The following is a 23,605-nucleotide window of genomic DNA, read 5'->3' as shown; positions in this document are numbered from 1 at the left end:
GGCGACAGTTTTCTTGCAAAAGCGACCTTGAACCGATCAACCTGTAGGAGCGAGCTTGCTCGCGATGGTCGTCAACGATGACGCGGGGTATTGGCTATATCGCGGCGCCTTCGGGCTCATCGCGAGCAAGCTCGCTCCTACAGGATTGCTGGCGGGGAGGTGGTGTTTTTTGTAGGACGATAGACAAAAAGGAATGTTACCCACCCCGGCCCCATGCGATGCTTGTGGCTGTCCGACCCTTGGTGAGTGTCTTTTCTTGAAACGCAAAATGCCCGCGCTCAATGCGCTCAAAGCCTTCGAAGTGGCTGGCAGCACCGGCAGCTTTACCCGCGCCGCCGAGCTGCTGAACGTGACCCAGAGCGCCGTCAGCCGCCAGGTGCGTCAGCTTGAGGAGCAACTGGGCGAAAGCCTGCTGGAGCGCCGTCATCACCATCTCGAATTGACCAGTGCCGGGCGGGTGTTGCTGCGCGCGCTGCATCAGTCCTTCGACAAGATCGAGATGACCGTGCGCGGCATCCAGGAGAAGAACCACGCCAACCGCCTGCGCATCAATGCGCCGCCGACTTTTACCAGCCGCTGGCTGCTGCCGCGGCTGGGGCGCCTGCGCCAGCAGCATCCGGGGCTGGAGCTGAGCATCACCACGCGTCTGCAGGACAGCCTGGCCGAGACCAGCACCCTGGACTGCGCGATCCGTTTCGGCGATGGCGAATGGGATGGCCTGGACAGCTCGTTGCTGATGCACGAGCGGCATATCGCCGTCTGCTCGCCGAGCCTGTATGCCCGCGAGTTGAGCGGGCAGGAAGAGATCGACCTGAATCGCCTGACCCTGCTACATGTGCTGGCCAAGGAGGACCAGCGCTACCTGACCTGGAAACACTGGCTGGACGCGGCGCGGATCAGCGGCGTCGATACCTTGAGCGGCTATGAATTCGACCTGCTGGACCTGGCGATTCGTGCGGCTATCGACGGTTTGGGCATCACCATCGCCGACTGGCACATGGTGGCCGGCGAACTGGCCTGCGGGCAGTTGACCCAGGTGCTCAACGTGCATGTGGATGGCCACCAGTCCTACTGGCTGGTGACGCGGCAGCAACAGACGCAGATCCCTCAGTTGCAGATTTTCAGCCAGTGGTTGCAGGAAGAACTGGAGCTGGCACGACGGCATCTTGAACCGTCGACGGCGGCGCCGATGCCCGTTATCTGAAGGTGTACACGGACCTTGTAGGCGCCGGCTTGCTGGCGATGCAGGCGCCGCGGTGCATCAGTTACCCCGCGTTATCGTTCATCGCCAGCAAGCCGGCTTCCACAGGTCGAGGTGCTGTCCGGCGGTAACCTGCATTTTTTGAATGTTTACCGCTTGAATTAATCGTTTGTTCATCCCGCGCCGGATGACAAGACTGCTGGCTCTCAGATAAGAAAAGTACGAGAACCAGTACATGTCCACCCAGCGCAATTTTGTTAACGGCCAGTTCGTCGAACCCGCCGGTACAGCCCGGATCGCGGTCTACAACCCGGCCACCGAAGCCTTGATCGACCACGTGCCGGCCGCCACCTCCGGCGAAGCGGTCGAGGCCGTCGAGGCCGCCGCCGCCGCCCAGAAACGCTGGGGAAAACTCACCAGCATCGAACGCGCCGAGCATCTGCGCAGCTTTGCCAGCGCCCTGGAAGCCTGCGCCGAAGACATCGGCCAGGCCCTGGCGGCGGAGTCTGGCAAGAGCGTCGCCGACGCCAGCAACGAAGCCCGTTATGCCGCGCAGATCACCCGCTACCACGCCGAATGGGCGCGGCGCATCGAAGGCGAGATCATTCCCAGCGATACCCCGGATGAAAACCTGTTTCTGCAGCGTGAGCCGATCGGCGTCGTTGCTTGTCTGATTCCGTTCAACTACCCGGTCTACACCCTGCTGCGCAAGATTGCCCCGGCGCTGATCGCCGGTAATACCGTGGTGGTGCGTCCGAGCAACAACACGCCGATCTCGGCATTTGAAATCGCCCGGGCCGTGCAGCAATCCAGCCTGCCCGCCGGGGTGGTGAATATTCTCACCATGGACCATGACACCGCCGCCAGCGTCTGCACCCACAAGGCTGTCGGCCTGATCACCCTGACCGGCAGCGTCAACGCCGGGCGCATCGTGCTTGACTACTGCAAGGCCAATATCGCCAAGCCCTCCCTGGAGCTGGGCGGCAAGACCCCGGCGATCATCGAGGCCGATGCCGACCTGGAACAGGCCGCCAGCGCCATCGTCACCTCCAAGACCACCCACTGTGGCCAGCTGTGCACGGCGGTGGAGCGGGTCTATGTCCACGAAAGCGTGCACGACCGTTTCCTCGCGCTGCTGAAAGAGAAAATCAGCGCGGTACGGTTTGGCGACCGTGCCGCGGACGCCAGCCTGATGGGGCCGCTGGTCAATGCCAGCTCACGGCGCAATATCCACGCCATGGTCGAGCGTGCCGTGGCCGCCGGCGCGGTGCTGGAAACCGGTGGTGTGATCCCCGAAGGCGCGGGGCATTTCTACCCGCCGACCCTGCTCAGCGGCTGCCGCCAGGATATGGAAATCGTCCAGGAAGAAATCTTCGGCCCGGTCCTGCCGGTGCTCAAGTACCGTGATATCGACGAGGCGCTGGCCATGGCCAACGATCATCAGTTCGGCCTGTCGTCGGTGCTCTATACCGAGAACTACCGCACCGCGATGAAAGTGGCGAATGCCATCGAGTCCGGCGAGCTCTACGTCAACCGCACCCCGGCCGATCCCTACCAGGGTTTCCACGCCGGCTGGAAACGTTCCGGCCTGGGCGGCGATGACGGCAAGCATGGCATGCTCGAGTTCACCCAGACCCGACTGGTGGTCATGAAGTACTGAGACAGGCTTTACGCGACACGCTATTCCAATAACAACAATCGATAGAGAAGGGCGACCGTGCACTGCCGGATCGCCCGAGGTCCCAGTACATGTCCAAGCCTGCTGCTGTTCAGGTTCACGCCGCCGCCACGTCCGCGCAAAGCGACAAGGGCAGCCGTTATTTCCAACTGATGTTGCTGGTGCTGGCCGCCGGTGCGATCTATCCGATCCTCTACCTGCGTCAGGTCTACCAGACCACCATGCTCGCGGTGTTTCATATCAATCACAGCGAGCTGGGTTACCTGTACTCGATGCTCGGGACTATCTTCCTGCTCAGCTACCTGCCCAGCGGCTGGCTGGCGGATCGCCTGGCACCGCGCTTCCTGATCTTCTTCTCGCTGGTCGCCACCGGCCTGCTGGGGATCTGGTATTCCACCGCGCCTTCCATGAGCGGCCTGATGATCATCTTCGGTTGCTGGGGCCTGACCACCGGCCTGACCTTCTGGGCCTCGGTGCTCAAGCGGGTCAAGATGATCGCCGAGCCGTCCGAGCAAGGGCGTTTCTTCGGCATCCTCGACGGCGGTCGCGGTCTGGTGGAGGCGATGCTCGCCACCGTGGCGCTGGGGCTGTTCGCCTATGCCACCGAGACCCGCGGCGAGTCGGCGGCCGAAGGCTTCAAGCAGGTGGTCTACCTGTACTCCTTTACCTGTATCGCCATCGGTTGCGTGCTGGTGTCGCTCAAGGACCCCAAGTCCGTGGCGGCCATTGAAACCCAGGAAGAGAAGGCCGCGCACAATCTGCTCGGCGACCTGACCTTCCTGGTGAAGATCCCCGAATTGTGGCTGGTGACGGCCATCGTGTTCTGCGGTTACCACATCTTCTGGGCCACCTACAGCTTCTCCGACTACCTGCAAGGCAGCGGCATGACCGCGGTCATGGCTGGCACCATCACCACCATCAAATTGTGGATGCGGCCTATCGGTGGCCTCGGTGGCGGCTATCTGGGCGACAAGTTCTCCAATGTTTCAGTGCTGATCGTCGCGTTGCTGCTGGCGACCCTCGGCATCCTCGGGCTGATCGTCTTCCCGGCGCTGGGCAGTATCGGCCTGCTGGTGGCCACGGTGATCTTTATCGGCCTGATGACCTACGCCATTCGCGGCTTGTACTGGGCGATCCTCGACACCTGCAAGATCCCGCTGCGGATCACGGGCCTGGCCATTGGCATTGTCTCGGTGGTCGGCTACCTGCCGGACACCTTTATCCCGTTGATCAACGGTTATCTCACGGAAAACTTCCCTGGCGCCCTCGGTTACCAGCTCTATTTCGGTTACATCGCCTTTATCGGCGGGCTTGGAACCCTGGCGGCCCTGGCGCTGCGTGCGCTGGTCAATAAAAAGGCAGGTGCCTGATATGAAAATCGTCTCCCTGGAAACCCATATCGTCGCCGTACCGCCGCCGCATATCGGTGGCATGTACTGGCTGTTCGTCAAGCTCAAGACCGACTGCGGCATCGAAGGTGTCGGCGAGATCTATGCCGCTACCTTCGGCCCCAAGGCCATGGTGCCGATCATCGAAGACGTGTTCGAGCGCTATCTGCAGGACCAGGACCCGCACCACATCGAGCGCTTCTTCCGCCAGGCCTATTCCAGCGGCTTCACCCAGCGGCCGGACCTGACCATGATGGGCGTGGTCAGCGGCCTGGAGATGGCCTGTTGGGACATCATCGGCAAGGCGGCAAACAAACCGGTCTATGAACTGCTGGGCGGCAAGGTCAACGAGCGTTTGCGCTCCTACACCTACCTGTACCCGGTCAATAGCCGTGGCGAGTACGACTACGATGACCCGGACCTGGCCGCCGAATGCGCGGTGGAGAACATGAAGCTGGGCTTCACCGCCGTGAAGTTCGACCCGGCCGGGCCTTACACCGCCTATTCCGGTCACCAGATTTCCCTGGAAGTGCTGGAACGCTGCGAAACCTTCTGCCGCAAGATCCGCGAAGCGGTGGGCGACAAGTGCGACCTGCTGTTCGGCACCCACGGGCAGATGGTGCCGTCGTCGGCGATTCGCCTGGCCAAGCGCCTGGAGAAGTACGACCCGCTGTGGTTCGAAGAGCCGGTACCGCCAGGCCAGGAAGAGGCCATGGCGCAAGTGGCGGCCAAGACCACGATCCCGATTGCCACTGGCGAGCGGCTGACCACCAAGTACGAGTTCTTCAAGCTGTTGCAGGCCGGCGGTGCGTCGATCCTGCAGATGAACGTGGCGCGCTGTGGCGGCCTGCTGGAAGCCAAGAAGATCGCCAGCATGGCCGAGGCCTACTACGCGCAGATCGCCCCGCACCTGTACAACGGCCCGATCGGCGCGGCGGCCAGTTTCCAGCTGGCGACCTGCACGCCGAACTTCCTGATCCAGGAAAGCATCATGACCTGGGGCGGTTTCCACGCCGAAGTGCTGACCAAGCCGCTGCAATGGGAGGACGGCTACATCATCCCGTCGACCGAGCCGGGCCTGGGGGTTGAGCTGAACATGGACGTGGTGCGCAAGCACACGCCCTACACCGGCCAGCGGCTGCACCTGCAAATGGCGCCGACCCCCGCCGATGTGAAAGACACGTCGCCGGCCAGGGGCTGAGCCATCCTGCCGTCCTGGGACAGGGCGGCGTTTTCAACGAATCAGCGGTAACCTGCATGACATACGACTACATCATCGCCGGCGCGGGCGCCGCCGGTTGCATCCTCGCCAACCGCTTGTCGGCTTCGGGGAAATACACGGTCCTGTTGCTGGAAGCGGGCGGCAAGGACGCCTCGTTCTGGTTCAAGATCCCGGTCGGTTTCGCCAAGATGTATTACAACCCGACCTTCAACTGGATGTACTACAGCCAGCCGCAGAAGCAACTGCATAACCGGGAAATCTATGCACCCCGGGGCAAGGTCCAGGGCGGTTCGGGCTCGATCAACGCCATGGTCTACGTGCGTGGCCAGGCCCATGATTTCGATGACTGGGCGGCCAACGGCAATGACGGCTGGGGGTTCAAGGACGTGCTGCCGTATTTCCGCAAACTGGAAAATCACCCGCTGGGCGATACCGAGTATCACGGCGGCAGCGGGCCGATCAGCATCACGCCGATGCAGGGGCATACGCACCCGATCTGCGATGTGTTTCTCGACGGCTGTGAGCAGCTGGGTTATCAGCGCAGCGACGACTTCAACGGACCGAAGTTCGAAGGCGCGGGGATCTATGACGTCAACACCCGCAACGGCCAGCGCAGCTCCAGCAGCTTCGCCCACCTGCATCCGGCCCTGAGCCGACCGAACCTCACCGTGGAGCACCATGCGCTGGTGGACCGGGTATTGTTCGACAACGACCTGCGGGCCATCGGCATTTCCATCAGCCAGCACGGCGTGGCGCGTTCGTTCAAGGCCAACAAGGAAGTGATCCTGTGTGCCGGTGCGGTGGACACGCCGAAGATCCTGCAACTGTCCGGGGTCGGCGACCAGACACTGTTGAGCGAGCATCGGGTGCCGGTGGTCAAGCACCTGCCCGCGGTGGGGCAGAACCTGCAGGACCACCTGTGCGTGAGCTACTACTACAAGGCCAATATCCCGACCTTGAACGATGAGCTGAGCTCGCTGTTCGGCCAGCTCAAGCTGGGCCTGCAATACCTGCTGACCCGCAAGGGCGCGCTGGCCATGAGCGTCAACCAGGCCGGCGGGTTCTTCCGTGGCAATGAAGAGCAGGCGCATCCGAACCTGCAGATGTACTTCAACCCCTTGTCGTACCAGATTCCGAAGAACAACAAGGCCAGCCTCAAGCCGGAGCCGTATTCGGGCTTCCTGCTGTGCTTCAATCCGTGCCGGCCGACCAGTCGCGGCAGCGTGCGGATCGCCTCGAAGAATCCGGCGGATGCGGCGCTGATCGACCCGAACTACCTGAGCACCGAGAAGGACATCGACGAAGTGTTGCAGGGCAGTCGGCTGATTCGCAAAATCATGCAGGCGCCAGCGTTGCGGGCGATTACTGTCGATGAAGTGTTGCCGGGCAAGGCAGTGAACGACGACGCGGCGATGCTGGAGTATTTCCGCGAGAACAGCGGCTCGATCTATCACCTGTGCGGTTCTTGCGCGATGGGGGCGGACCCGCAGGTGTCGGTGGTCGACAAGCGCCTGAAGGTGCATGGGATGAAGGGGTTGCGGATTGTCGATGCGTCGATCTTCCCCAATGTGACTTCGGGCAATACCCACGCGGCGGTGCTGATGGTGGCGGAGAAGGGGGCTGATCTGATTCTCGAGGAGGCCTGAACGACTGCCTTGCACGAGTAGTGATTCGTATTGAGCCGTCACAATGCTAAAGTCGCTTCTTTTTTTCGGCGGGGAACGGTCATGCGGATGTTAATCGGGGCATTGGCGGTAGTGGCATTGGCGGGCTGCATGGGGCCGGCCATGAACCAGACCCGCACCACCGGGCCGACCAAGAGCTTCACGTCGAGCAAGGCCGAGAATGTCGTTGCCGAGTGCATCCAGTTCTCCTGGCAGGAAGAGGCGGTATTCGGCGTGGACGCAGCGGCCTATCTGCAGCCCGGCTACAAGGGCGGCTCGACCGTCTATACCCGGGGTTCGGAGTTTTTTGCCGATGTCCGTCACGAAGGTACGAACACCGTGGTCGACTACTACGCCACCAACAGCAAGCCGATTGGCGCGAGAAGGCTGGCAGCGGTGGCCACCTGCCTGTAACGCCCTGGTCTTGAAAACACCACAACCCCTGTAGGAGCCAGCTTGCTGGCGATGGCGGCCGAATAGTCGATGCAAGTCTTAGCGGCCTCATCGCCAGCAAGCTGGCTCCTACAAAGGCGGTTTGCTCAGCGCGCCCTTGACTGCCCCCAGCGCGATATTGTGCATCAACGCCTGGTAAGCTGCCGCATCCAGCCCGGCTTCCTCGGTCCAGGCCGGCAGGTTGTTCAGCAGGCAGAGAAAGGTGCGCACGGTGGTCAGGGCCAGGGTGGTGTCGGTTGACAGGCCCAAGGGGCCCAGCAACTTGACCAGATGAGTTTCATAACGCCTGCGCAGGACCAGAATTGCCGCCTGCTGCGCCGCTTCCAGGCAATGGAACTCATGCTCGGCGACCCGGAAGAAATCCCCCTTGGCACGATGCAGGTCCAGGTGCGCGGCGATCAGCTCGTTCAGGCGCTTCTCCGCCGACCGTGCGCTACGCACTGGCTGCGTGACAATCCCCAACAGCTCCAGATGCAGGCTCTCGATCAGTTCGAAGAGCAAGGCCTGCTTGCTCTCGATATGGTTGTAGATCGAGCCCGCCTGGATGCCCAGGTGCCCGGCCAGTTCGCGCAGGCCGACTTGGGCGAACCCGCGCCGGGCAAACAGCGCCACGGCCTTTTCGCGGGTTTGCAGATGGCGCGAGGTCCTGGCCTGAAGCTCGGCTTCAGGCACGGCGGCGAGGGCGCTGCGGGGCATGGCGATCAGCGCTCGTAGGTATGGAAGCCGCGACCGCTTTTACGGCCCAGATAACCGGCGGCCACCATTTCCTTGAGCAACTGCGCCGGCCGGTACTTGGGTTCGTCGAAGCCCGAGTGCAGGCTTTCCATGATCGCCAGCAGGGTGTCCAGGCCGATCAGGTCGGCCAGGGCCAGCGGGCCGATCGGCTGGTTGCAGCCCAACTGCATGCCGGCGTCGATATCCTCGGCGCTGGCCAGGTCCTCCTGGAGTACGAAGATGGCTTCGTTGATCATCGGGCAGAGGATGCGGTTGACCACGAAGCCCGGGCGGTTGCGGGCGGTGACCGCGGTCTTGCCGATCCGCTCGGCCAGGGCCATGGCCTGGGCATGGCTGGCATCGCTGGTCTGCAGGCCACGGATGACTTCCAGCAGGCCCATCATCGGCACCGGGTTGAAGAAGTGCAGGCCGATAAAACGTCCAGGCTTGTCGATGGCGGCGGCCAGTTCGGTGATCGACAGCGACGAGGTGTTGGTGGCGATAATGCACTCGGCGCTGGCCACTTCGGCGACCTGTTTGAGAATGCGCTTTTTCAGTTCGAGGTTTTCCGTCGCCGCCTCGATCACCAGTTCGGCCTGGGCCAGCACGGCGTAGTCGGTGCTCAGGCTGATGCGGCCGAGGGCGGCCTGCTTGTCGTCGTCTGAAAGCACCGCTTTGCGCACTTGCCGGTCGAGGTTGCCGGTCAGGGTCGCCAGGCCTTTGTCCAGCGCCTGCTGCGAGACGTCGATCAGCGACACGTCAAGGCCCGCCACCGCACAGACCTGGGCAATTCCGTTGCCCATGATGCCGGCGCCGATCACGGCGATACGTTGAATGCTCATGTTCTGTTGTCCTTAAACCCGTTCGAAGATAACGGCGATGCCTTGCCCGCCGCCGATGCACATGGTTGCCAGGCCGTAGCGGCCGCCGGTGCGATGCAGTTCGTGAATCAGCTTGGTGGCGATGATCGCGCCGGTGGCGCCCACCGGGTGGCCCAGGGCAATGCCGGAGCCGTTGGGGTTGACCTTGGCCGGATCGAAGTCCAGCTCCTGGCTGACGGCGCAGGCCTGGGCGGCGAAGGCAACGTTGGCTTCGATCACGTCCAGATCGGCCACCGTCAGGCCGGCGCGCTTGAGCGCCAGGCGCGTGGCCGGGATCGGACCCAGGCCCATCAATTCCGGTTCGAGCCCGGCATGGGCGTAGGCCACCAGGCGGGCCAGGGGTTTCAGGCCGTCGCTCTGCAACGCCGCACCGGTGGCCAGTAGCAGGGCGGCGGCGCCGTCATTCAGGCCCGAAGCGTTGCCGGCGGTGACGGTACCGTCCTTCTTGAAGGCGGTGCGCATTTGTCCAAGCTGTTCCAGCGAGGTGGCACGTGGGTGCTCGTCGACGCTGAACAGTTGCGGGCCCTTGCGGCTGCGGACCTCCACCGGGACGATCTGCGAAGTGAAACGGCCTTCCTCGATAGCGCGGCTGGCGCGCTGTTGTTCTTCCAGGGCGAGAGCGTCCTGCATCTGCCGGGTGATGCCATTGCGCTCGGCGATGTTCTCGGCGGTGATGCCCATATGGATGCCGTGGAACGGGTCATGGAGAATACCCAGCATGTAGTCGATGGCCTGGACATTACCCATGCGCGCGCCCCAACGGGCCGAGGGCAGCAGGTAGGGGCCGCGGCTCATGGATTCGGCGCCGGCACCAATGGCGATGTCAGCGTCGCCGAGCAACAGGGTCTGTGCCGCCGAGACAATCGCCTGCAAGCCCGAACCGCAGAGGCGGTTGACGTTGTAGGCCGGGGTTTCCTTGGGAATGCCGGCATTGATGGCTGCGACCCGGGACAGGTAGGCGTCCTGGGTGTCGGTGGGGATCACGTTGCCCATCACCACATGGCCGACCCGCGCCGGGTCCACGTCGCTGCGTTGCAGGGCAGCCTTGACGGCGGTGGTGGCCAGTTCGCTCAAGGGAACGTCTTTCAGCGCGCCGCCGAAAGTACCAATGGCAGTACGGGCGGCGCTGACGATATACACTTCGGGCTTTGACATGGGAGCAGTCCTGATTATTGTGGGGATCAGCCTGCTTGATCCTTGTAGGGATGCAGGCAGTGCCTCCTGTACTGCAAGTCTAGGACGTGGCCATCCACTCGGCCTATGCCGAAACTGCTCAGTAAACCTGTGATTTTTTGCCATACGCAGCTTGGGATTCATGAAAGAAAAACATTCGGTGTCGTCCTATTTCATCAAGGCCTTGCTGGTGCGCTTTCGCGACCGGCCGCAGCGCATTGCCGAGCTGTTGCAGGCGGCGGGCTTTGCCGAGCGATCCCTGGATGAACTGGGCGAGCGGGTCGCGCCGAAGCTGCTGGCGCAACTCTGGTTGACGGTGATTCGCGAGCTGGGTGACGAGTTCTTCGGTTTCGACTCCCATGGCATGCCCATTGGCAGCTTTGCCCTGATCTGCCGGGGGCTGATCCAGGCGCCGACCGTGGGCAAGGCCCTGGGCCTGTCGCTGGAATATTTCGCGCTGTTCCTGCGCGATATCGATGCCCAGGTGCAGGTTCGTGGCAAGCGGGTGGTCGTGGTGATGCGTACCGAGACCGCGGACCCTTATCTGCAAGCGGTGATCACCGAAACCTTCCTGATCCTGATCGTCGGCTTGATGTGCTGGCTGGCCGGGCGACGTATTCCCATCAGCCGTGCCCGTTTCGCCCATGCCCGTCCGGCCCATGGTGATGAACACCTGCTGTGGGGCGCCTATGTGGAATTCGACGCGACGGTGACCGAGATCGAATTCGAGCGCGAATACCTGCGCTTGCCGGTGTTGCAGGACCGCAAGTCGCTCTACACCTTTCTGCGGGATGCGCCGCAGTCGGTGTTTATCCGCTTCCGTAATCGCGAGGGTTTCAGCGCCCGGGTCCACCAGCGTTTGCGTGCCTGTGGCTATGACCATTGGCCGACCCTGGAGCAACTGGCGCTGGAGTTCGATATCCACCAGGCCAGCCTGCGCCGGGCGTTGCAGCGCGAGGGCTTTTCCTATCAGGAAATCAAGGACGAGGTGCGTCGGGCCATCGCCTTCGAGCGGCTGCGCAGCACCAGCATGAGCATTGCCGATATCGCCCAGGAAGTCGGCTTTCGCGAGCCCAGCGCCTTCCATCGCGCGTTCAAGCAGTGGACGGGAGAGAGCCCTGGGAGTTTTCGTTTGCGTGGGTCACAGGGATAAGCACAGCGCTGACGGATTCAGCTATAACCTTTGCTTCCATCATCGCCGTTCATCAACCCGAGGAGCCGTTCATGCCGTCCCAGCATCTGACCGAATACGAAGACGCCAACCCGGAAGTTCGCGCCGTCTACGACGACATCATGCACACCCGTAAGGTCGAGCAGGTCAACAACTTCTGGAAATGCCTGGCCGCGCATCCGCCGACCTTGCGCCGGACCTGGGAGAGCCTCAAGGAGATCATGGCCCCCGGTGCGCTGGACCCGCTGACCAAGGAACTGATCTACGTCGCGGTCAGCGTCACCAATAACTGCCCGTACTGCATCGCCTCCCACACCGCCGCCGCGCGCAAGGCGGGCATGAGCGACGAGATGTTCGGCGAGTTGCAGGCGGTGGTCGGCATGGCCAACGAAACCAATCGCCTGGCCAACGGTTATCGCATTCCGCTGGATGAGGCCTTCAAGCTGGACTGAGGCTGCCACCCAAGGAAGGCTTGTCAGCATCCTGTGGGAGCCAGCTTGCTGGCGATGGGGCCCGTAAGGACGCTATCGCCGGCAAGCCGGCTCCCACGAGGGTCAGGCGTGGGCCGTTGTGCCGCGTTCGAGAAACCGATAGATCCGCTCATCCTCCGAGTGCGCCACGTTGAAGCGCAACCAGGGCACCACTCGCGCATCGGGCATGAACAACTGGCCCGGTGCGAGCAGGATGCGTTCTTCCCGGGCCTGCATCGCCAGTGTCGTCGAGTCCTCCCGCGCCGGGTGTCGCGCCCAGAGAAACAGGCCGGCGCGGGGTTCGGCAAAGAGCTCCATACCCACGCCTTCCAGCCGCAGGGCCACCGATTCGTGCGCCTGGGCCAACTGCTCCTGCAACTGCTTGACGTGCTTGCGATGCCGGCCTTGCAGCAGCACATCCAATACCAGTTCCTCGGCCACTTGCGATGAGGTCAGGCCACTGACCAGCTTGAGTGGCACCAGCTCTTCGATCAGTTCCGCATGGGCGGCAATAAACCCGACCCGCAAGGCCGGCGCTATGGTCTTGGAAAAACTGCCGATATAGACCACCCGCGACAGCTGGTCCATGCCGGCCAGGGCCTGCTGGCCGCTGGGGTCGAGGTCGGCGTAGATATCGTTTTCGACAATCAGGAAGTCGTGTTTCTCCGCCAGTTGCAACAGGCGATGGGCCACGGCCAGGGACAGGCTGGTACCCGTCGGGCATTGCAGGCGGGTGTTGGTGAAGAACACCTTGGGCTTGTGCAGTTGCAGCAGCGCCTCCAGGGCCAGCAGGTCGATACCGTCGCGGGTTCGCGGCACACCGATCAACCGCGCGCCCTGCAAGCGCAGGTTGAGAAACAGGTTGTGATAACCCGGCTCGTCCACCAGCACCGTGTCGCCGCGTTGCACCAGGTAGCGCACCATCAGGTCCAGGGCGTGACTGCCACCGCTGGTGAGCAGGATCTGTTCCGGATGGGCGGCGATCCGTGTATCGGCGAGCTTTTCTGCAAGGCGGGCGCGCAGTTTCGGGTTGCCCTTGGCGTTGCCGTAGCCGCAGAAACCGTCCGGTTCACTGCGGGCCAAGGCTCGCAGACTGCGTTGCAGGCCGTCGCGGTCGGACCAGGATTCGGGTAGCAGGCCGATGCCCGGACGCAGGTCCATGTCCATGCCCTGGAAGACCTTTTGCAACAGCAGATAGGCGTCGAAATCGAACTCGTTGTCGTCGTCGGCCAGCGGTGGCTGGGGTTCGCTGCTGAGCGCGCCCGCGAGGTCGCGCACATAAAAACCGGCATTGCGCACCGGTGTCAGATAGCCCAGGGCGACCAGCCGGTCGTAGGCCTCGACGGCGGTGAAGTGACTGACCTTGTGGGTTTGCGAGAACTTGCGGATCGACGGCAGCTTGCTGCCGGGGCGCAGGCGCTGATCCTTGATCGCCTGGCTGATGCCGGTGACGATCTGGCTGACCAGCGGGGCCTGCGATCCGGGGTCGAGGAACATCATGGGAACGTTCATCCAGGCAGGGGGTGAGCGGCAGGTGTACTGGTAAAAAGACCATCACAGTGCTGCGTGCACGTCGCCTGTTCTGTGCATGGTCGCCGGTAGACCGGTGCTGCAAGATCGGTTCATCGCCGATCACTGTTGTTGGCCAAAACATACCACGAACCAGGATGCCCTATGTACGACAGCCACTTGCCGATTGATCGCAACCGGATTTCCACCGATGAGTGGGAGGCCCGTTGCGAACTGGCCGCGCTCTACCGACTGATCGCGCACTTTCGCATGACCGACCTGATCGACACCCATATCTCGCTGCGGGTCCCCGGCGAAGAGGGGCACTTCCTGATCAATCGCTATGGCGTGCTGTTCCATGAAATGTGCGCTTCGGACCTGGTCAAGATCGACCATGACGGTGCGGTGGTGGATGCGCGGCCGGGCGAGCACAACGTCAACCGCGCGGGCTTTATCATCCACTCGGCGATCCATGCCGCTCGCACCGATGTTGCCTGCGTGGTGCACACCCACACTTCGGCGGGTATCGCGGTAGCGGCCCAGGAAGAGGGGCTGTTGCCCATCAGCCAACATGCGCTGAAGTTCTATCGGCGCCTGGCCTACCACGACTATGAAGGCATTGCCCTGAACCCCGATGAGCGTGCGCGGCTGGTTCGTGACCTGGGTTGTCACAACGCGATGATTCTTCGGAACCACGGCTTGCTGGCGGTGGGGCGTTCGGTGGCCGAGGCGTTCAACCAGATCTATTTCCTTGAGCGTGCCTGTCAGGCCCAGGTCCAGGCGATGGCCGGCGGACGGCAACTGCGCTTCCCGTCCCCGGCGGTCTGCGAGTTGACCGCGCAGCAGTCCGACAACGAGCTGGACGAGGATCATCCGAAGCTGGCCTGGGCCTCGGCCTTGCGCTTGATTGCCGGCGATCCACGCGACTACCGCACCTGAAGCAACAGCGTTCGACCGTGCGACTGGCCCGAGCAGCCAGGCCAACGGGGCAAAGTCCCCATCGCACGCCCTGCAAGGCATGCTTCAACAACGCTACGAAAGCCCACTCTGCCAAAACCAATAATCCTAGAGGTAGACATGAAGAACAAAGCAATCGGCGCACTGGCCCTGACCCTGGTGGCGTCGACCGCCATGGCCAGTGAGATCACCGTGATTTCCTTTGGCGGCGTGAGCAAGGATGTGCAAACGCAAGCGTTCTACAAACCGTTCGAGAAGGCCTCCGGCAGCAAGGTGGTGGCGGGGGAGTACAACGGCGAAATGGGGCGGATCAAGGCGATGGTCGATACCCACAGCGTCAACTGGGATGTGGTGCAGGTTGAGGGGCCGGAATTGATTCGTGGCTGTGAGGAAGGGCTGTTCGAACACCTGGACATGAGTGCCATCGGCAAACCGGCGGACTTTGTTCCGGGAACCTTGTCCGAGTGTGGCGCGGGGTTGCTGGTCTGGTCCATGGCCATGGCCTACAACGCTGACAAGTTGAGTGTGGCGCCCACTGGTTGGGGCGATTTCTGGGACGTCAACAAGTACCCGGGCAAACGCAGCCTGCGCAAGGGGGCCAAGTACACCCTGGAAATCGCCCTGATGGCGGACGGCGTGCCGCTGGCCGATGTCTACAAGGTACTGGCCACGCCGGCCGGGGTGGACCGGGCGTTCCGCAAGCTGGACCAGATCAAGGGCAGTCTGCAGTGGTGGGAGGCGGGCGCCCAGCCGATGCAGTTCCTCGCCAGCGGCGATGTGGTGATGAGCACGGCGTTCAACGGTCGGGTGTTCTCGGCCCAGGAGTCGGGGGCGAACGTGAAGCTGGTATGGAATGGCAGCATTTATGCGATTGATGCCTGGGCGATTCCCAAGGGCAGTCCGAACAAGGCGCTGGCGGAGCGGTTTATCGGTTTTTCCCTGCAGCCGGAGAACCAGAAGTTGCATACGGAGAAACTCGGCTACGGCTCGACCAACCTGAAGATCCAGCCGTTGCTCGCCCCAGCATTGGCGGCCCGGCTGAATACCGCGCCGGATAACCTGGCCCAGGCAATGCCGATGGACAATGGCTTCTGGGTCGATCATGGCGAAGAGCTGGAGCAGCGGTTCAATGCCTGGGTGGCGAAGACCCACTGAGATCGGGTTTCTCAGAGCTGTATGCCGGTGTCTGGGGTTGACGATATTCTGCGCTGGAACACCTTACCTGTAGGCGCTGGCTTGCCAGCGATGGCGGTGATGAACGTGACATCGCTATCGCCGGCAAGCCGGCTCCCACAGGTTTTGAGGTGTTTTCGAGGGCTAGCGCAGTGTTCCTGGCGGCCCAAAGCAGCGCTCAAACGCATCAGCCAGGCCGGCATTCCGCTGTCCAGTACAGCATTAACAACACCACCTCGGACAACGTCGTCACTGGCCGCGCCCTGGCCTTCAGCTTTGCTTCACGGCGGCAGGCCGTGTGGCCCAGCCGGTTGGCGCTCCTACGCGGCCTGCGCGGGTCTTAGCAGCTTGATCCATTCAGCAGATAGACGATGGCAATCTCCCGGCCAGCGCGCGGTCAGCAGGTTGCCGTCACGCACCACGAAGCCGCGGCCCGGCTTGGCGGCGGAATCGCGTAGCAGCGCCGGTGGGCCCTGGGAAAAGTCTTTTGGACTGGCCAGCGCGGCCTTGATCTCGGACTCGACGGTTTGCGGATAGGTTCGGTAGTAACGCCCGAGCCACGGTGCGGTGATCAGCCAGGCGGCCAGTTCCATGGTGGTGGACAGCAATGCGGTGACCTTGCGTCCGTGGAGCACCGAGCGGCCGCTGTCGGGGTCGAGGGTACGGGCCAGCAGCAACGGGCCATGGCACACCGAGGCGATCGGTTTGCCGGACTTGAAGAAGTGCAGGACGATGCGCTGGGCCACGTCCGACTCCAGCAGGCTGCGCATGCCCTCGGCATGTCCGCCTGGCACGAACAGACCTTCGAACTGCACGGGGTCGACATCGGCGTAGGCCAGCGGCTGACGGAAAGACTCGTCAGCGATCATCGTGTTGTAGCTTTGCAGATCGCTGTCGCGGGTCATCAGCATGGGATTCAGCAGGCCGAAGCCATGCTCCACCAGACGCGGATCGGCGTAGGCCGGGGCACCCAGCGGGGTGGCAAAGCGCACCTCGATCCCGGCCCGGCGCATGGCCTGCCAGGGCACGCTGCTTTCGGTGGGGTCGTAGTCGGAGTGGGGGAGCAGGATAAGGATCATGCAGGTGGGCTCGATTTCTACGGGGTAGAGATCGAGGATAGCAGCAGGATCGTTACCTGGCCGTGCCGGATAACGCCATGAAACCTGTAGGCGATAGCACAGCAACAGCGTACGCCGACCTGTAGGAGCCGGCTTGCCGGCGATGGCGGTCGGACATCTATGCAAGACTTGCTGGCCTCATCGCTGGCAAGTCAGCTCCCACAGGATTGTTGTCATACGCAAATTTTGTGTTTGACGCAGGCTACTGTGGGAGCCAGCTTGCTGGCGATGCTATCGACGCGGTGTCCTGCCAAACCGCGTCGCCTGGATCACCAGCAAGCCGGTATCTACAGGATCGGGGCCCGTCGTAGGGCGGGTATTGTTCGCCCTGTCGAGGCCCGTCGGGAACTAGCGCTCGATCGCCAGCGCCACGCCTTGCCCGCCACCGATGCACAAGGTCGCCAGGCCTTTTTTCGCATCGCGCTTGAGCATTTCATGCAACAGCGTCACCAGCACCCGGCAACCCGAAGCACCAATCGGGTGACCCAGGGCAATCGCACCGCCATTGACGTTGACCTTGGCCGCGTCCCAACCCAGCTCCTTGCCCACCGACAACGCCTGGGCGGCAAAGGCTTCGTTGGCTTCGATCAGGTCCAACTGGTCAAGGGACCAGCCGGCCTTGTCCAGGCAACGACGGGTGGCACTGACCGGACCGATACCCATGATTGCCGGGTCAACACCCGCGTTGGCATAGGCGGCGATCTTCGCCAGCACCGGCAGGCCAAGGGCCTTGGCCTTGGCGGCACTCATCAGGATCACCGCGGCGGCACCGTCGTTCAGCGACGAGGCGTTACCGGCGGTGACCGTGCCGTCTTTCTTGAACGCCGGCTTGAGCTTGCCCAGCGACTCGGCGGTGGTCCCGGCGCGTGGTTGCTCGTCGGTGGCGAAGGCCAGCGGGTCGCCCTTGCGCTGGGGAATCAGGATCGGGGTGATCTCATCGACGAAACGCCCGGCTTCAATCGCCGCGAAGGCTTTCTGCTGGGACGCGGCGGCGAAAGCATCCTGCGCTTCACGGCTGATAGCGTACTTGGTCGCCAGGTTCTCGGCGGTGATGCCCATGTGGTAATCGTTGAACGCATCCCACAGGCCGTCGCTGATCATGGTGTCGACGATCTGGGCGTGGCCCATGCGCAGGCCGGTACGGGCGCCAGGCATCACGTAGTTGGACAGGCTCATGTTCTCCTGGCCACCGGCGATGATCACCTCGGCATCGCCGCAGCGAATCGCCTGGGTCGCCAGGTGCAGGGCCTTGAGGCCCGAGCCGCAGACCTTGTTCAGGGTCATGGCCGGTACCGCGTGGGGCAGGCCGGCCTTGATCGCGGCCTGGCGCGCGGGGTTCTGCCCGGCACCGGCGGTGAGCACCTGGCCCATGATCACTTCATCAACCTGCGCGCCGTCCAGGCCGGTCTGTGCCAGCAACTGACGGATCACCGCGGCGCCCAGGTCCACGGCGGAGATGTTCGCCAGCGAACCCTGGAAACTGCCTACCGCCGTGCGAGTGGCGGCCACAATCACTACATCTTGCATCGCTTCATTCCTCATCAGGAAAACTGCATTTCAGGCACGTGGTCGGGAACGATCAGTTTACCCGCGGTCTTGCTGACAATCTCTTCGACGCTGACGCCAGGCGCGCGCTCCTTGAGAATGAACGCGCCGTTTTCGATTTCCAGGTAGGCCAGGTCGGTCAACACACGCTTGATACAGCGCGCGCCGGTCAGCGGCAGGCTGCAACGTGACAGCAGTTTCGACTCGCCATCCTTGGACGCATGGGTCATGGTGACGATGATGTTATCCGCGCCGGCCACCAGGTCCATGGCGCCGCCCATGCCCTTGACCAATTTGCCGGGGATCATCCAGGAGGCAATGTTGCCCTCTACGTCGACTTCAAAGGCGCCGAGCACGGTGAGGTCGATATGGCCGCCGCGAATCATCGCGAAGGACTCGGCGGAGGAAAAGATCGACGCGCCGATACGGGCGGTAACTGTCTGTTTGCCAGCGTTGATCATGTCGGCATCGACTTCGTCATCGGTAGGAAAGGCGCCCATGCCGAGCAGGCCGTTTTCCGATTGCAGCATGACTTCCATGCCGGCGGGGATGTAGTTGGCGACCAGGGTCGGAATACCGATGCCCAGGTTCACGTAGTAGCCGTCCTGCATTTCGCGGGCCACGCGCTGGGCCATTTGTTCGCGGGAAAGTGCCATGTTCTTGTTCTCCGTTAGTCGAGGGATAGGCTGGTGGTCACTTGCGCACGGTGCGCTGTTCGATGCGTTTCTCGAACGTGCCGCAGATGACCCGGTCGACGTAGATGCCAGGGGTGTGGATCTGCGCCGGGTCCAGCTCGCCGGGTTCGACGATTTCCTCGACTTCGACCACGGTGATCTTGCCGGCGGTGGCGGCCAGCGGGTTGAAGTTCTGGGCGGTGTGGCGGTAGATGACGTTGCCGAAGTGGTCGGCTTTCCAGCCTTTGACGATGGCGAAATCACCGGTGATGGACTCTTCCATCAGGTACGGACGGCCGTTGAACTCACGGGTTTCCTTGCCGTCGGCGACCGGGGTGCCGACCCCGGTGGCGGTGAAGAAGGCCGGGATACCGGCGCCGCCGGCGCGCATTTTCTCGGCCAGGGTGCCTTGCGGGGTCAGCACCACCTCGATTTCACCGCTGAGCAGCTGTTTTTCGAAGAGGGCGTTTTCGCCAACATAGGAGGCGACCACCTTGCGGATCTGCCGGTCTTCCAGCAGTACGCCGAGGCCGAAACCGTCAACGCCGCAGTTGTTGGAGACCACGGTCAGGTCGCGGGTGCCCTTGCGCTTGATCTCGGCGATCAGGTTCTCGGGGATACCGCACAGGCCGAAGCCGCCACTCAGGACCGTCATGCCATCCTCGAGCCCGGCCAGGGCTTCTTCATAGGAAGACACGCGTTTATCGAAACCTGCCATATGCACCATCCTCTTGTTGTTTGTCGGACTCGCCGTTGGAGGTGAGTGTTGCTCCGGGAGATATATTTGTTAAGTTGATTTTTAGGGTCGATTGATTGATAAAGCTCAAGAATGCCCTTTTCTTCAGTAGAGACCTCGTTCATGACCGTTAAACAGCTTAGGGCCTTTCTTGCCGTTGCCCAGAGCCTGAGCTTTGCCGTGGCGGGCGAGCGTCTGTATTTGTCGCAATCGGCCCTGAGCCTGACGATCAAGGCCCTTGAAGAAGGCCTGGGCGGTCGGCTGTTCAGCCGCAACACGCGCAACGTCGCGCTGACCCCGGAAGGTGAGGTCCTGGTGCCCCTGGCCCGGCGCCTGATCGCTGATTGGGACAATGCCGAGGACGAACTGCGTCAGCGTTTCACCTTGCAGCGCGGTCGCGTGACCCTGGCCGCGATGCCGTCATTCGCCGGTAACCTGCTACCACCGATCCTCAAGACCTTTCGTGCACGCTATCCCCAGGTCAATGTCACGGTCAACGACGTGATCAACGAGCAGGTCCTGGAGATGGTGCGTGACGGCCAGGTGGAACTGGGCGTGGCCTTCGAACCGCAGCAAGGCTCGTCGCTGGCCTTCACGCCGCTGTATATCGACCGTTTCGTCGCCGTGGTGCCGGCGGATTCGCCCTGGGTCGATCAGGCACAGATCGATTGGCCGACCTTGCTCACGCAACCCTTCATTACCTTGCAGCGCCCGTCCACGGTGCGGGTGATGCTGGAAGAGCATCTGCGGGCGCGGGACATGAGCTTGCCGGTGGAATTCGAGAGCCATCAACTGGCCACGGTGGGGCGGATGGTCGCCAGCGGACTGGGGGTGAGTGCGGTGCCGGCGTTGTGTGTCGGACAGATGCGCGAGCTGGGTGCGCGCTGCATCACCTTGTGTGATCCGGTGGTCGAACGGGCCATCGGGGTGCTGACCAAACCCGGCCATGAGCTGTCGGCGGCGGCCCAGGCGCTGTTCGATGTCTTGCAGGAGGAAAGATTAAGTTACTTGAATTTTGAAAAATAACTGCGTTGCGTGTGGACCTTTTCCTACGATGCGCAATCATTACCCCATGAATATCCGAAGGAGGTGTGTATGTTCATCCGGTCTTTGACCCTTGCTGTGCTGTCCGTCGTTGCTGCAAGTCCCGTCTGGGCGGCCGATGAGGCGTCTCCGCTGGCCCAGGATCTGGGGAAAAGCCGCCCGTTGATCGTGATTGCGCCGAGTACGGCGGATCCCACATTGGTCAGCCTGAAGAAGGCGATCGATGATCCGGCCAACAAGAAGGAAATCGACGAGCGTCAACTGGTGCTCTACGAAGTGGCCCAGACCGTTGGCAAGCGTGCGGGCAAATGGATGGAACAGCCGAGCACCATGGCGCTGATTCGCGGGCTCAAGCTGGGGGTCACGCCGGAGGGCAAGTCGACGGTGATCCTGGTGGGCAAGGATGGCGAGCAGAAGATCCTCGAACACGATGGGCCGATTGCGCTCAAGGACGTGTTCAGTGCCGTGGATGCGTTGCCGGCCTCGGAGAAGGCTGCTGTCGCGCCCACGCCACCGGCGGCGCCGGAAGCCAAACCGGTGAAAGGTGCGAAAGGTGCCAAGGCCGGCAAACCGGCAGCACCGCCCAAGGATCTGGATGACTGACGCGGGGCAGTATTTATCGGGATCAATCCATAGAGGCCATGGCCATGTCGGGCGTTCACAAGGCAGCACAAGTCGGTTTCAGCGCTGAAGCCAAAACCTATGCCCACGGGCGTCCTGACTATCCTGCCGAGCTGCTGTCGTGGCTGCGCGATAGCCTGGGTATCGTGCCCGGTGCGCAGGCTATCGATCTGGGTGCCGGCACTGGCAAGTTCACCCGGCTGCTGGCGACGACCGGCGCCACGGTGACGGCCATCGAGCCGATCGAGGCGATGCGGGCCGAACTGGTCGCACGTCTGCCGGCGGTCCGGGCACTCTCGGGAACTGCCGAGGCGATACCGTTGGAATCCCAAGTGGGTGACGCGCTGCTGTGTGCCCAGGCGTTTCACTGGTTTGCCCATGAAGCGGCGCTCGCCGAGATTCACCGGGTGCTCAAGCCAGGTGGGCGGCTCGGACTGGTGTGGAACGTGCGTGATGAGTCGGTTGACTGGGTCGCGGCGATTACTCGGATCATCACCCCTTACGAGGGCGATACCCCGCGCTTTCACACGGGGGCCTGGCGCAAGCCATTCAACGGTCATTACTTCTCGGCGCCGGAGCTGAGTTGTTTTGAGTACACCCATGTGGGCACGCCCGAGGAAGTCATCATCGACCGTTTTCTGTCGGTCAGCTTTATTGCGGCATTGCCTGCGGCCGAAAAAGCCGAGGTGGTCGAGCAACTCCAGAGCTTGATTCAAACCCATCCGGCCCTGCGCGGCAAAGAGACCATCGCCTTTCCTTATCGGACCGAAGCGTATCGCTGCATTCGCCTGGACTGATATCGGCTGGCCAGCTTGATGCTCGCTGGTTAGGATCGTGCCTTGTCGTGGGGCATGGTCAGGGAGCGGGTATGAAGGGCAGCTGTGCTTGTGGGGCCGTCGCATATGAACTCGACGGCATCGATATGCCGATCGGGCATTGTCATTGTCACACCTGTCGCAAGACGCATGCGGCGGCGTTTGTGAGCACCGCCGGGGTCAAGCGCGAGCATTTCCGCTGGCTCAAGGGCCAGGAAACACTAACGGCCTATGAATCCTCGCCGGGCAAGCTACGCTATTTCTGTTCGCGGTGCGGCTCGCATCTGATGGCCGAAAGGCTACAGCTGCCCGTGGTGATTGTGCGTGTCGCGACCCTGGATGACGATCCGGGCGCGCTGGCCGAGCATCACATCTGGGTATCCCATGACGTGCCGTGGCTGCGCTATGAGGGGGTGGTCGAGCATCCGGAGTGGCAGCCGGGACGCTGACAGAAGGGCTCTGCGTCAATCGGCACAGTGTGATCCGCACCGTTCGCAGGTCATGATAGTTATAACGTTAGATTATATTTATATAAAGAGTCATAACGTTAGACGCTATGCTTCCCGCCAGATTTTTATATCGTCTCGCTAGATTCTCCAGGGCTTGCTAATGGATGTCGGTAATTTCGGTTTTGTCGTTGCCGGCTTGGTGGTCGGTTTTATTGTCGGGATGACCGGCGTCGGTGGCGGCTCGTTGATGACGCCGATTCTGCTGTGGTTCGGTATCAACCCGGCCACGGCCGTGGGCACGGACCTGCTCTACGCCGCGATCACCAAGTCCGGTGGCGTTCTGGTTCACAGGAAAAACGACAATATCGACTGGAAAATTACCGGTTGGCTGACCCTGGGCAGCGTGCCGGCGGTGTTGTTGACCTTGTGGTTCCTGAGCAGCCTGCACACCGCTCCCGAAGCCTTGAACAGCGTCATCAAGCAGTCGCTGGGTTTTGTGTTGTTGCTGACGGCACTGGCGGTGTTGTTCAAGAACAAGTTGCTGGCGTTTGCTCATCGGCGCGGTGTCGATCACTCGCAGATCAGCGACTCGAAGTTGAACGGGCTGACGGTAGTGACCGGCCTGACCCTCGGCGCCATGGTCGCCTTGACCTCCATCGGGGCCGGTGCCCTGGGCACAGTGGCCTTGTTTATCCTTTACCCGTTCCTGCCGACCCGGCGTCTGGTGGGGACGGAGATCGCCCATGCGGTGCCGCTGACCCTGGTCGCGGGCCTGGGGCATGCGAGCATGGGCAATATGAACTGGGAACTGCTGGGTTTCCTGCTGATGGGCTCGCTGCCGGGGATCTACATCGGCAGCCACCTGGCCGGGCGAGTGCCGGATGGCATCTTGCGGCCTTTCCTGGCGGTCATGCTGTTTTCCATCGGCTACAAGTTGGTGTTCTGAGTA

Annotated in this window: 23 protein-coding genes; 15 read left to right on the top strand and 8 right to left on the bottom strand. The window is 62.4% G+C overall.

The window, feature by feature from the left end:
• The first annotated feature begins 256 nt into the window (after positions 1 to 256).
• The 6 genes from AC07VG_RS20745 to AC07VG_RS20720 all read left to right on the top strand — a co-directional run bounded on the left by AC07VG_RS20745 (position 257) and on the right by AC07VG_RS20720 (position 7,567).
• Positions 257 to 1,204 (top strand): LysR substrate-binding domain-containing protein, encoded by a 948-nt coding sequence (locus AC07VG_RS20745; RefSeq protein WP_495001988.1) that lies wholly within the window; start codon positions 257 to 259, stop codon positions 1,202 to 1,204.
• A 232-nt stretch (positions 1,205 to 1,436) separates the two neighbouring features.
• Positions 1,437 to 2,861: an aldehyde dehydrogenase gene (aldA, locus tag AC07VG_RS20740; RefSeq protein ID WP_495021784.1), complete on the top strand. Its 1,425-nt coding sequence runs from the start codon at positions 1,437 to 1,439 to the stop codon at positions 2,859 to 2,861.
• 89 nt (positions 2,862 to 2,950) lie between these two features.
• The gene (locus AC07VG_RS20735; protein ID WP_495001986.1) at positions 2,951 to 4,249 is read left to right on the top strand and encodes an MFS transporter; all 1,299 of its coding nucleotides are present in this window, start codon (positions 2,951 to 2,953) and stop codon (positions 4,247 to 4,249) included.
• A 1-nt stretch (position 4,250) separates the two neighbouring features.
• Positions 4,251 to 5,468 carry a mandelate racemase/muconate lactonizing enzyme family protein gene (locus AC07VG_RS20730; protein ID WP_495001985.1) on the top strand — a complete coding sequence of 406 codons (1,218 nt, stop codon included), beginning with the start codon at positions 4,251 to 4,253 and terminating at the stop codon, positions 5,466 to 5,468.
• 56 nt (positions 5,469 to 5,524) lie between these two features.
• Positions 5,525 to 7,135, top strand: a complete 1,611-nt coding sequence (locus tag AC07VG_RS20725) for a GMC family oxidoreductase (RefSeq protein ID WP_495021783.1) — start codon at positions 5,525 to 5,527, stop codon at positions 7,133 to 7,135.
• An 81-nt stretch (positions 7,136 to 7,216) separates the two neighbouring features.
• Positions 7,217 to 7,567 (top strand): hypothetical protein, encoded by a 351-nt coding sequence (locus tag AC07VG_RS20720; RefSeq protein ID WP_495001983.1) that lies wholly within the window; start codon positions 7,217 to 7,219, stop codon positions 7,565 to 7,567.
• Positions 7,568 to 7,675: 108 nt separating this feature from the next.
• Here AC07VG_RS20720 and AC07VG_RS20715 read toward each other — a convergent pair whose 3' ends face one another.
• From AC07VG_RS20715 to AC07VG_RS20705, 3 genes are read right to left on the bottom strand one after another with little or no spacing between them, the layout of a single operon-like run.
• Positions 7,676 to 8,302, bottom strand: a complete 627-nt coding sequence (locus tag AC07VG_RS20715; RefSeq protein WP_495001982.1) for a TetR/AcrR family transcriptional regulator — start codon at positions 8,300 to 8,302, stop codon at positions 7,676 to 7,678.
• A 5-nt stretch (positions 8,303 to 8,307) separates the two neighbouring features.
• Positions 8,308 to 9,162 carry a 3-hydroxybutyryl-CoA dehydrogenase gene (locus AC07VG_RS20710; protein ID WP_495001981.1) on the bottom strand — a complete coding sequence of 285 codons (855 nt, stop codon included), beginning with the start codon at positions 9,160 to 9,162 and terminating at the stop codon, positions 8,308 to 8,310.
• A 12-nt stretch (positions 9,163 to 9,174) separates the two neighbouring features.
• The gene (locus tag AC07VG_RS20705; RefSeq protein WP_495001980.1) at positions 9,175 to 10,356 is read right to left on the bottom strand and encodes an acetyl-CoA C-acyltransferase family protein; all 1,182 of its coding nucleotides are present in this window, start codon (positions 10,354 to 10,356) and stop codon (positions 9,175 to 9,177) included.
• A gap of 160 nt (positions 10,357 to 10,516) precedes the next feature.
• Here AC07VG_RS20705 and AC07VG_RS20700 point away from each other — a divergent pair, with 160 nt between their 5' ends.
• Both AC07VG_RS20700 and AC07VG_RS20695 read left to right on the top strand, forming a co-directional pair.
• Complete coding sequence (locus AC07VG_RS20700; protein ID WP_495021782.1) at positions 10,517 to 11,527, top strand: AraC family transcriptional regulator; 1,011 nt, start codon at positions 10,517 to 10,519, stop codon at positions 11,525 to 11,527.
• A 71-nt stretch (positions 11,528 to 11,598) separates the two neighbouring features.
• Entirely contained in the window at positions 11,599 to 11,997 is a 399-nt protein-coding gene (locus AC07VG_RS20695; protein WP_495001978.1) for a carboxymuconolactone decarboxylase family protein, read from the top strand.
• 102 nt (positions 11,998 to 12,099) lie between these two features.
• On the opposite strand, the gene AC07VG_RS20690 is transcribed toward AC07VG_RS20695, so the two are convergent.
• Positions 12,100 to 13,515, bottom strand: a complete 1,416-nt coding sequence (locus tag AC07VG_RS20690) for an aminotransferase-like domain-containing protein (RefSeq protein ID WP_495021781.1) — start codon at positions 13,513 to 13,515, stop codon at positions 12,100 to 12,102.
• A 174-nt stretch (positions 13,516 to 13,689) separates the two neighbouring features.
• Here AC07VG_RS20690 and AC07VG_RS20685 point away from each other — a divergent pair, with 174 nt between their 5' ends.
• Both AC07VG_RS20685 and AC07VG_RS20680 read left to right on the top strand, forming a co-directional pair.
• Complete coding sequence (locus AC07VG_RS20685) at positions 13,690 to 14,463, top strand: class II aldolase/adducin family protein (RefSeq protein WP_495001976.1); 774 nt, start codon at positions 13,690 to 13,692, stop codon at positions 14,461 to 14,463.
• A gap of 138 nt (positions 14,464 to 14,601) precedes the next feature.
• A complete protein-coding gene (locus tag AC07VG_RS20680; RefSeq protein WP_495001975.1) occupies positions 14,602 to 15,636 on the top strand; it encodes an ABC transporter substrate-binding protein in 1,035 nt (344 codons plus the stop codon).
• Positions 15,637 to 15,974: 338 nt separating this feature from the next.
• Here the strand turns inward: AC07VG_RS20680 and AC07VG_RS20675 are convergent, their stop codons facing one another.
• From AC07VG_RS20675 to AC07VG_RS20660, 4 genes are all read right to left on the bottom strand, one after another.
• Positions 15,975 to 16,733 (bottom strand): DJ-1/PfpI family protein, encoded by a 759-nt coding sequence (locus AC07VG_RS20675; protein WP_495021780.1) that lies wholly within the window; start codon positions 16,731 to 16,733, stop codon positions 15,975 to 15,977.
• A gap of 387 nt (positions 16,734 to 17,120) precedes the next feature.
• The gene (locus tag AC07VG_RS20670) at positions 17,121 to 18,299 is read right to left on the bottom strand and encodes an acetyl-CoA C-acetyltransferase (protein ID WP_495021779.1); all 1,179 of its coding nucleotides are present in this window, start codon (positions 18,297 to 18,299) and stop codon (positions 17,121 to 17,123) included.
• A 14-nt stretch (positions 18,300 to 18,313) separates the two neighbouring features.
• A complete protein-coding gene (locus AC07VG_RS20665) occupies positions 18,314 to 18,973 on the bottom strand; it encodes a CoA transferase subunit B (RefSeq protein ID WP_100943506.1) in 660 nt (219 codons plus the stop codon).
• Positions 18,974 to 19,010: 37 nt separating this feature from the next.
• The gene (locus AC07VG_RS20660) at positions 19,011 to 19,709 is read right to left on the bottom strand and encodes a CoA transferase subunit A (RefSeq protein ID WP_121139145.1); all 699 of its coding nucleotides are present in this window, start codon (positions 19,707 to 19,709) and stop codon (positions 19,011 to 19,013) included.
• Between the two features lie 141 nt (positions 19,710 to 19,850).
• On the opposite strand from AC07VG_RS20660, the gene AC07VG_RS20655 reads away from it, so the two are divergent.
• From AC07VG_RS20655 to AC07VG_RS20635, 5 genes are all read left to right on the top strand, one after another.
• On the top strand, positions 19,851 to 20,753 hold the full coding sequence (locus AC07VG_RS20655) for a LysR family transcriptional regulator (protein ID WP_495001972.1): 903 nt from the start codon (positions 19,851 to 19,853) through the stop codon (positions 20,751 to 20,753).
• 69 nt (positions 20,754 to 20,822) lie between these two features.
• A complete protein-coding gene (locus tag AC07VG_RS20650) occupies positions 20,823 to 21,374 on the top strand; it encodes a DUF4174 domain-containing protein (protein WP_495001971.1) in 552 nt (183 codons plus the stop codon).
• A 44-nt stretch (positions 21,375 to 21,418) separates the two neighbouring features.
• Entirely contained in the window at positions 21,419 to 22,189 is a 771-nt protein-coding gene (locus tag AC07VG_RS20645; RefSeq protein ID WP_495001970.1) for a class I SAM-dependent methyltransferase, read from the top strand.
• A 71-nt stretch (positions 22,190 to 22,260) separates the two neighbouring features.
• Complete coding sequence (locus tag AC07VG_RS20640; RefSeq protein ID WP_495021778.1) at positions 22,261 to 22,656, top strand: GFA family protein; 396 nt, start codon at positions 22,261 to 22,263, stop codon at positions 22,654 to 22,656.
• A 160-nt stretch (positions 22,657 to 22,816) separates the two neighbouring features.
• Positions 22,817 to 23,602: a sulfite exporter TauE/SafE family protein gene (locus AC07VG_RS20635; protein ID WP_495001968.1), complete on the top strand. Its 786-nt coding sequence runs from the start codon at positions 22,817 to 22,819 to the stop codon at positions 23,600 to 23,602.
• The last annotated feature ends 3 nt before the right edge of the window (positions 23,603 to 23,605 follow it).

Source organism: Pseudomonas sp. GW821-FHT03C07, assembly GCF_059420925.1.
Note: the sequence above shows the minus strand (reverse complement) of the source record. Positions and strands in the feature narration are given on the sequence as shown.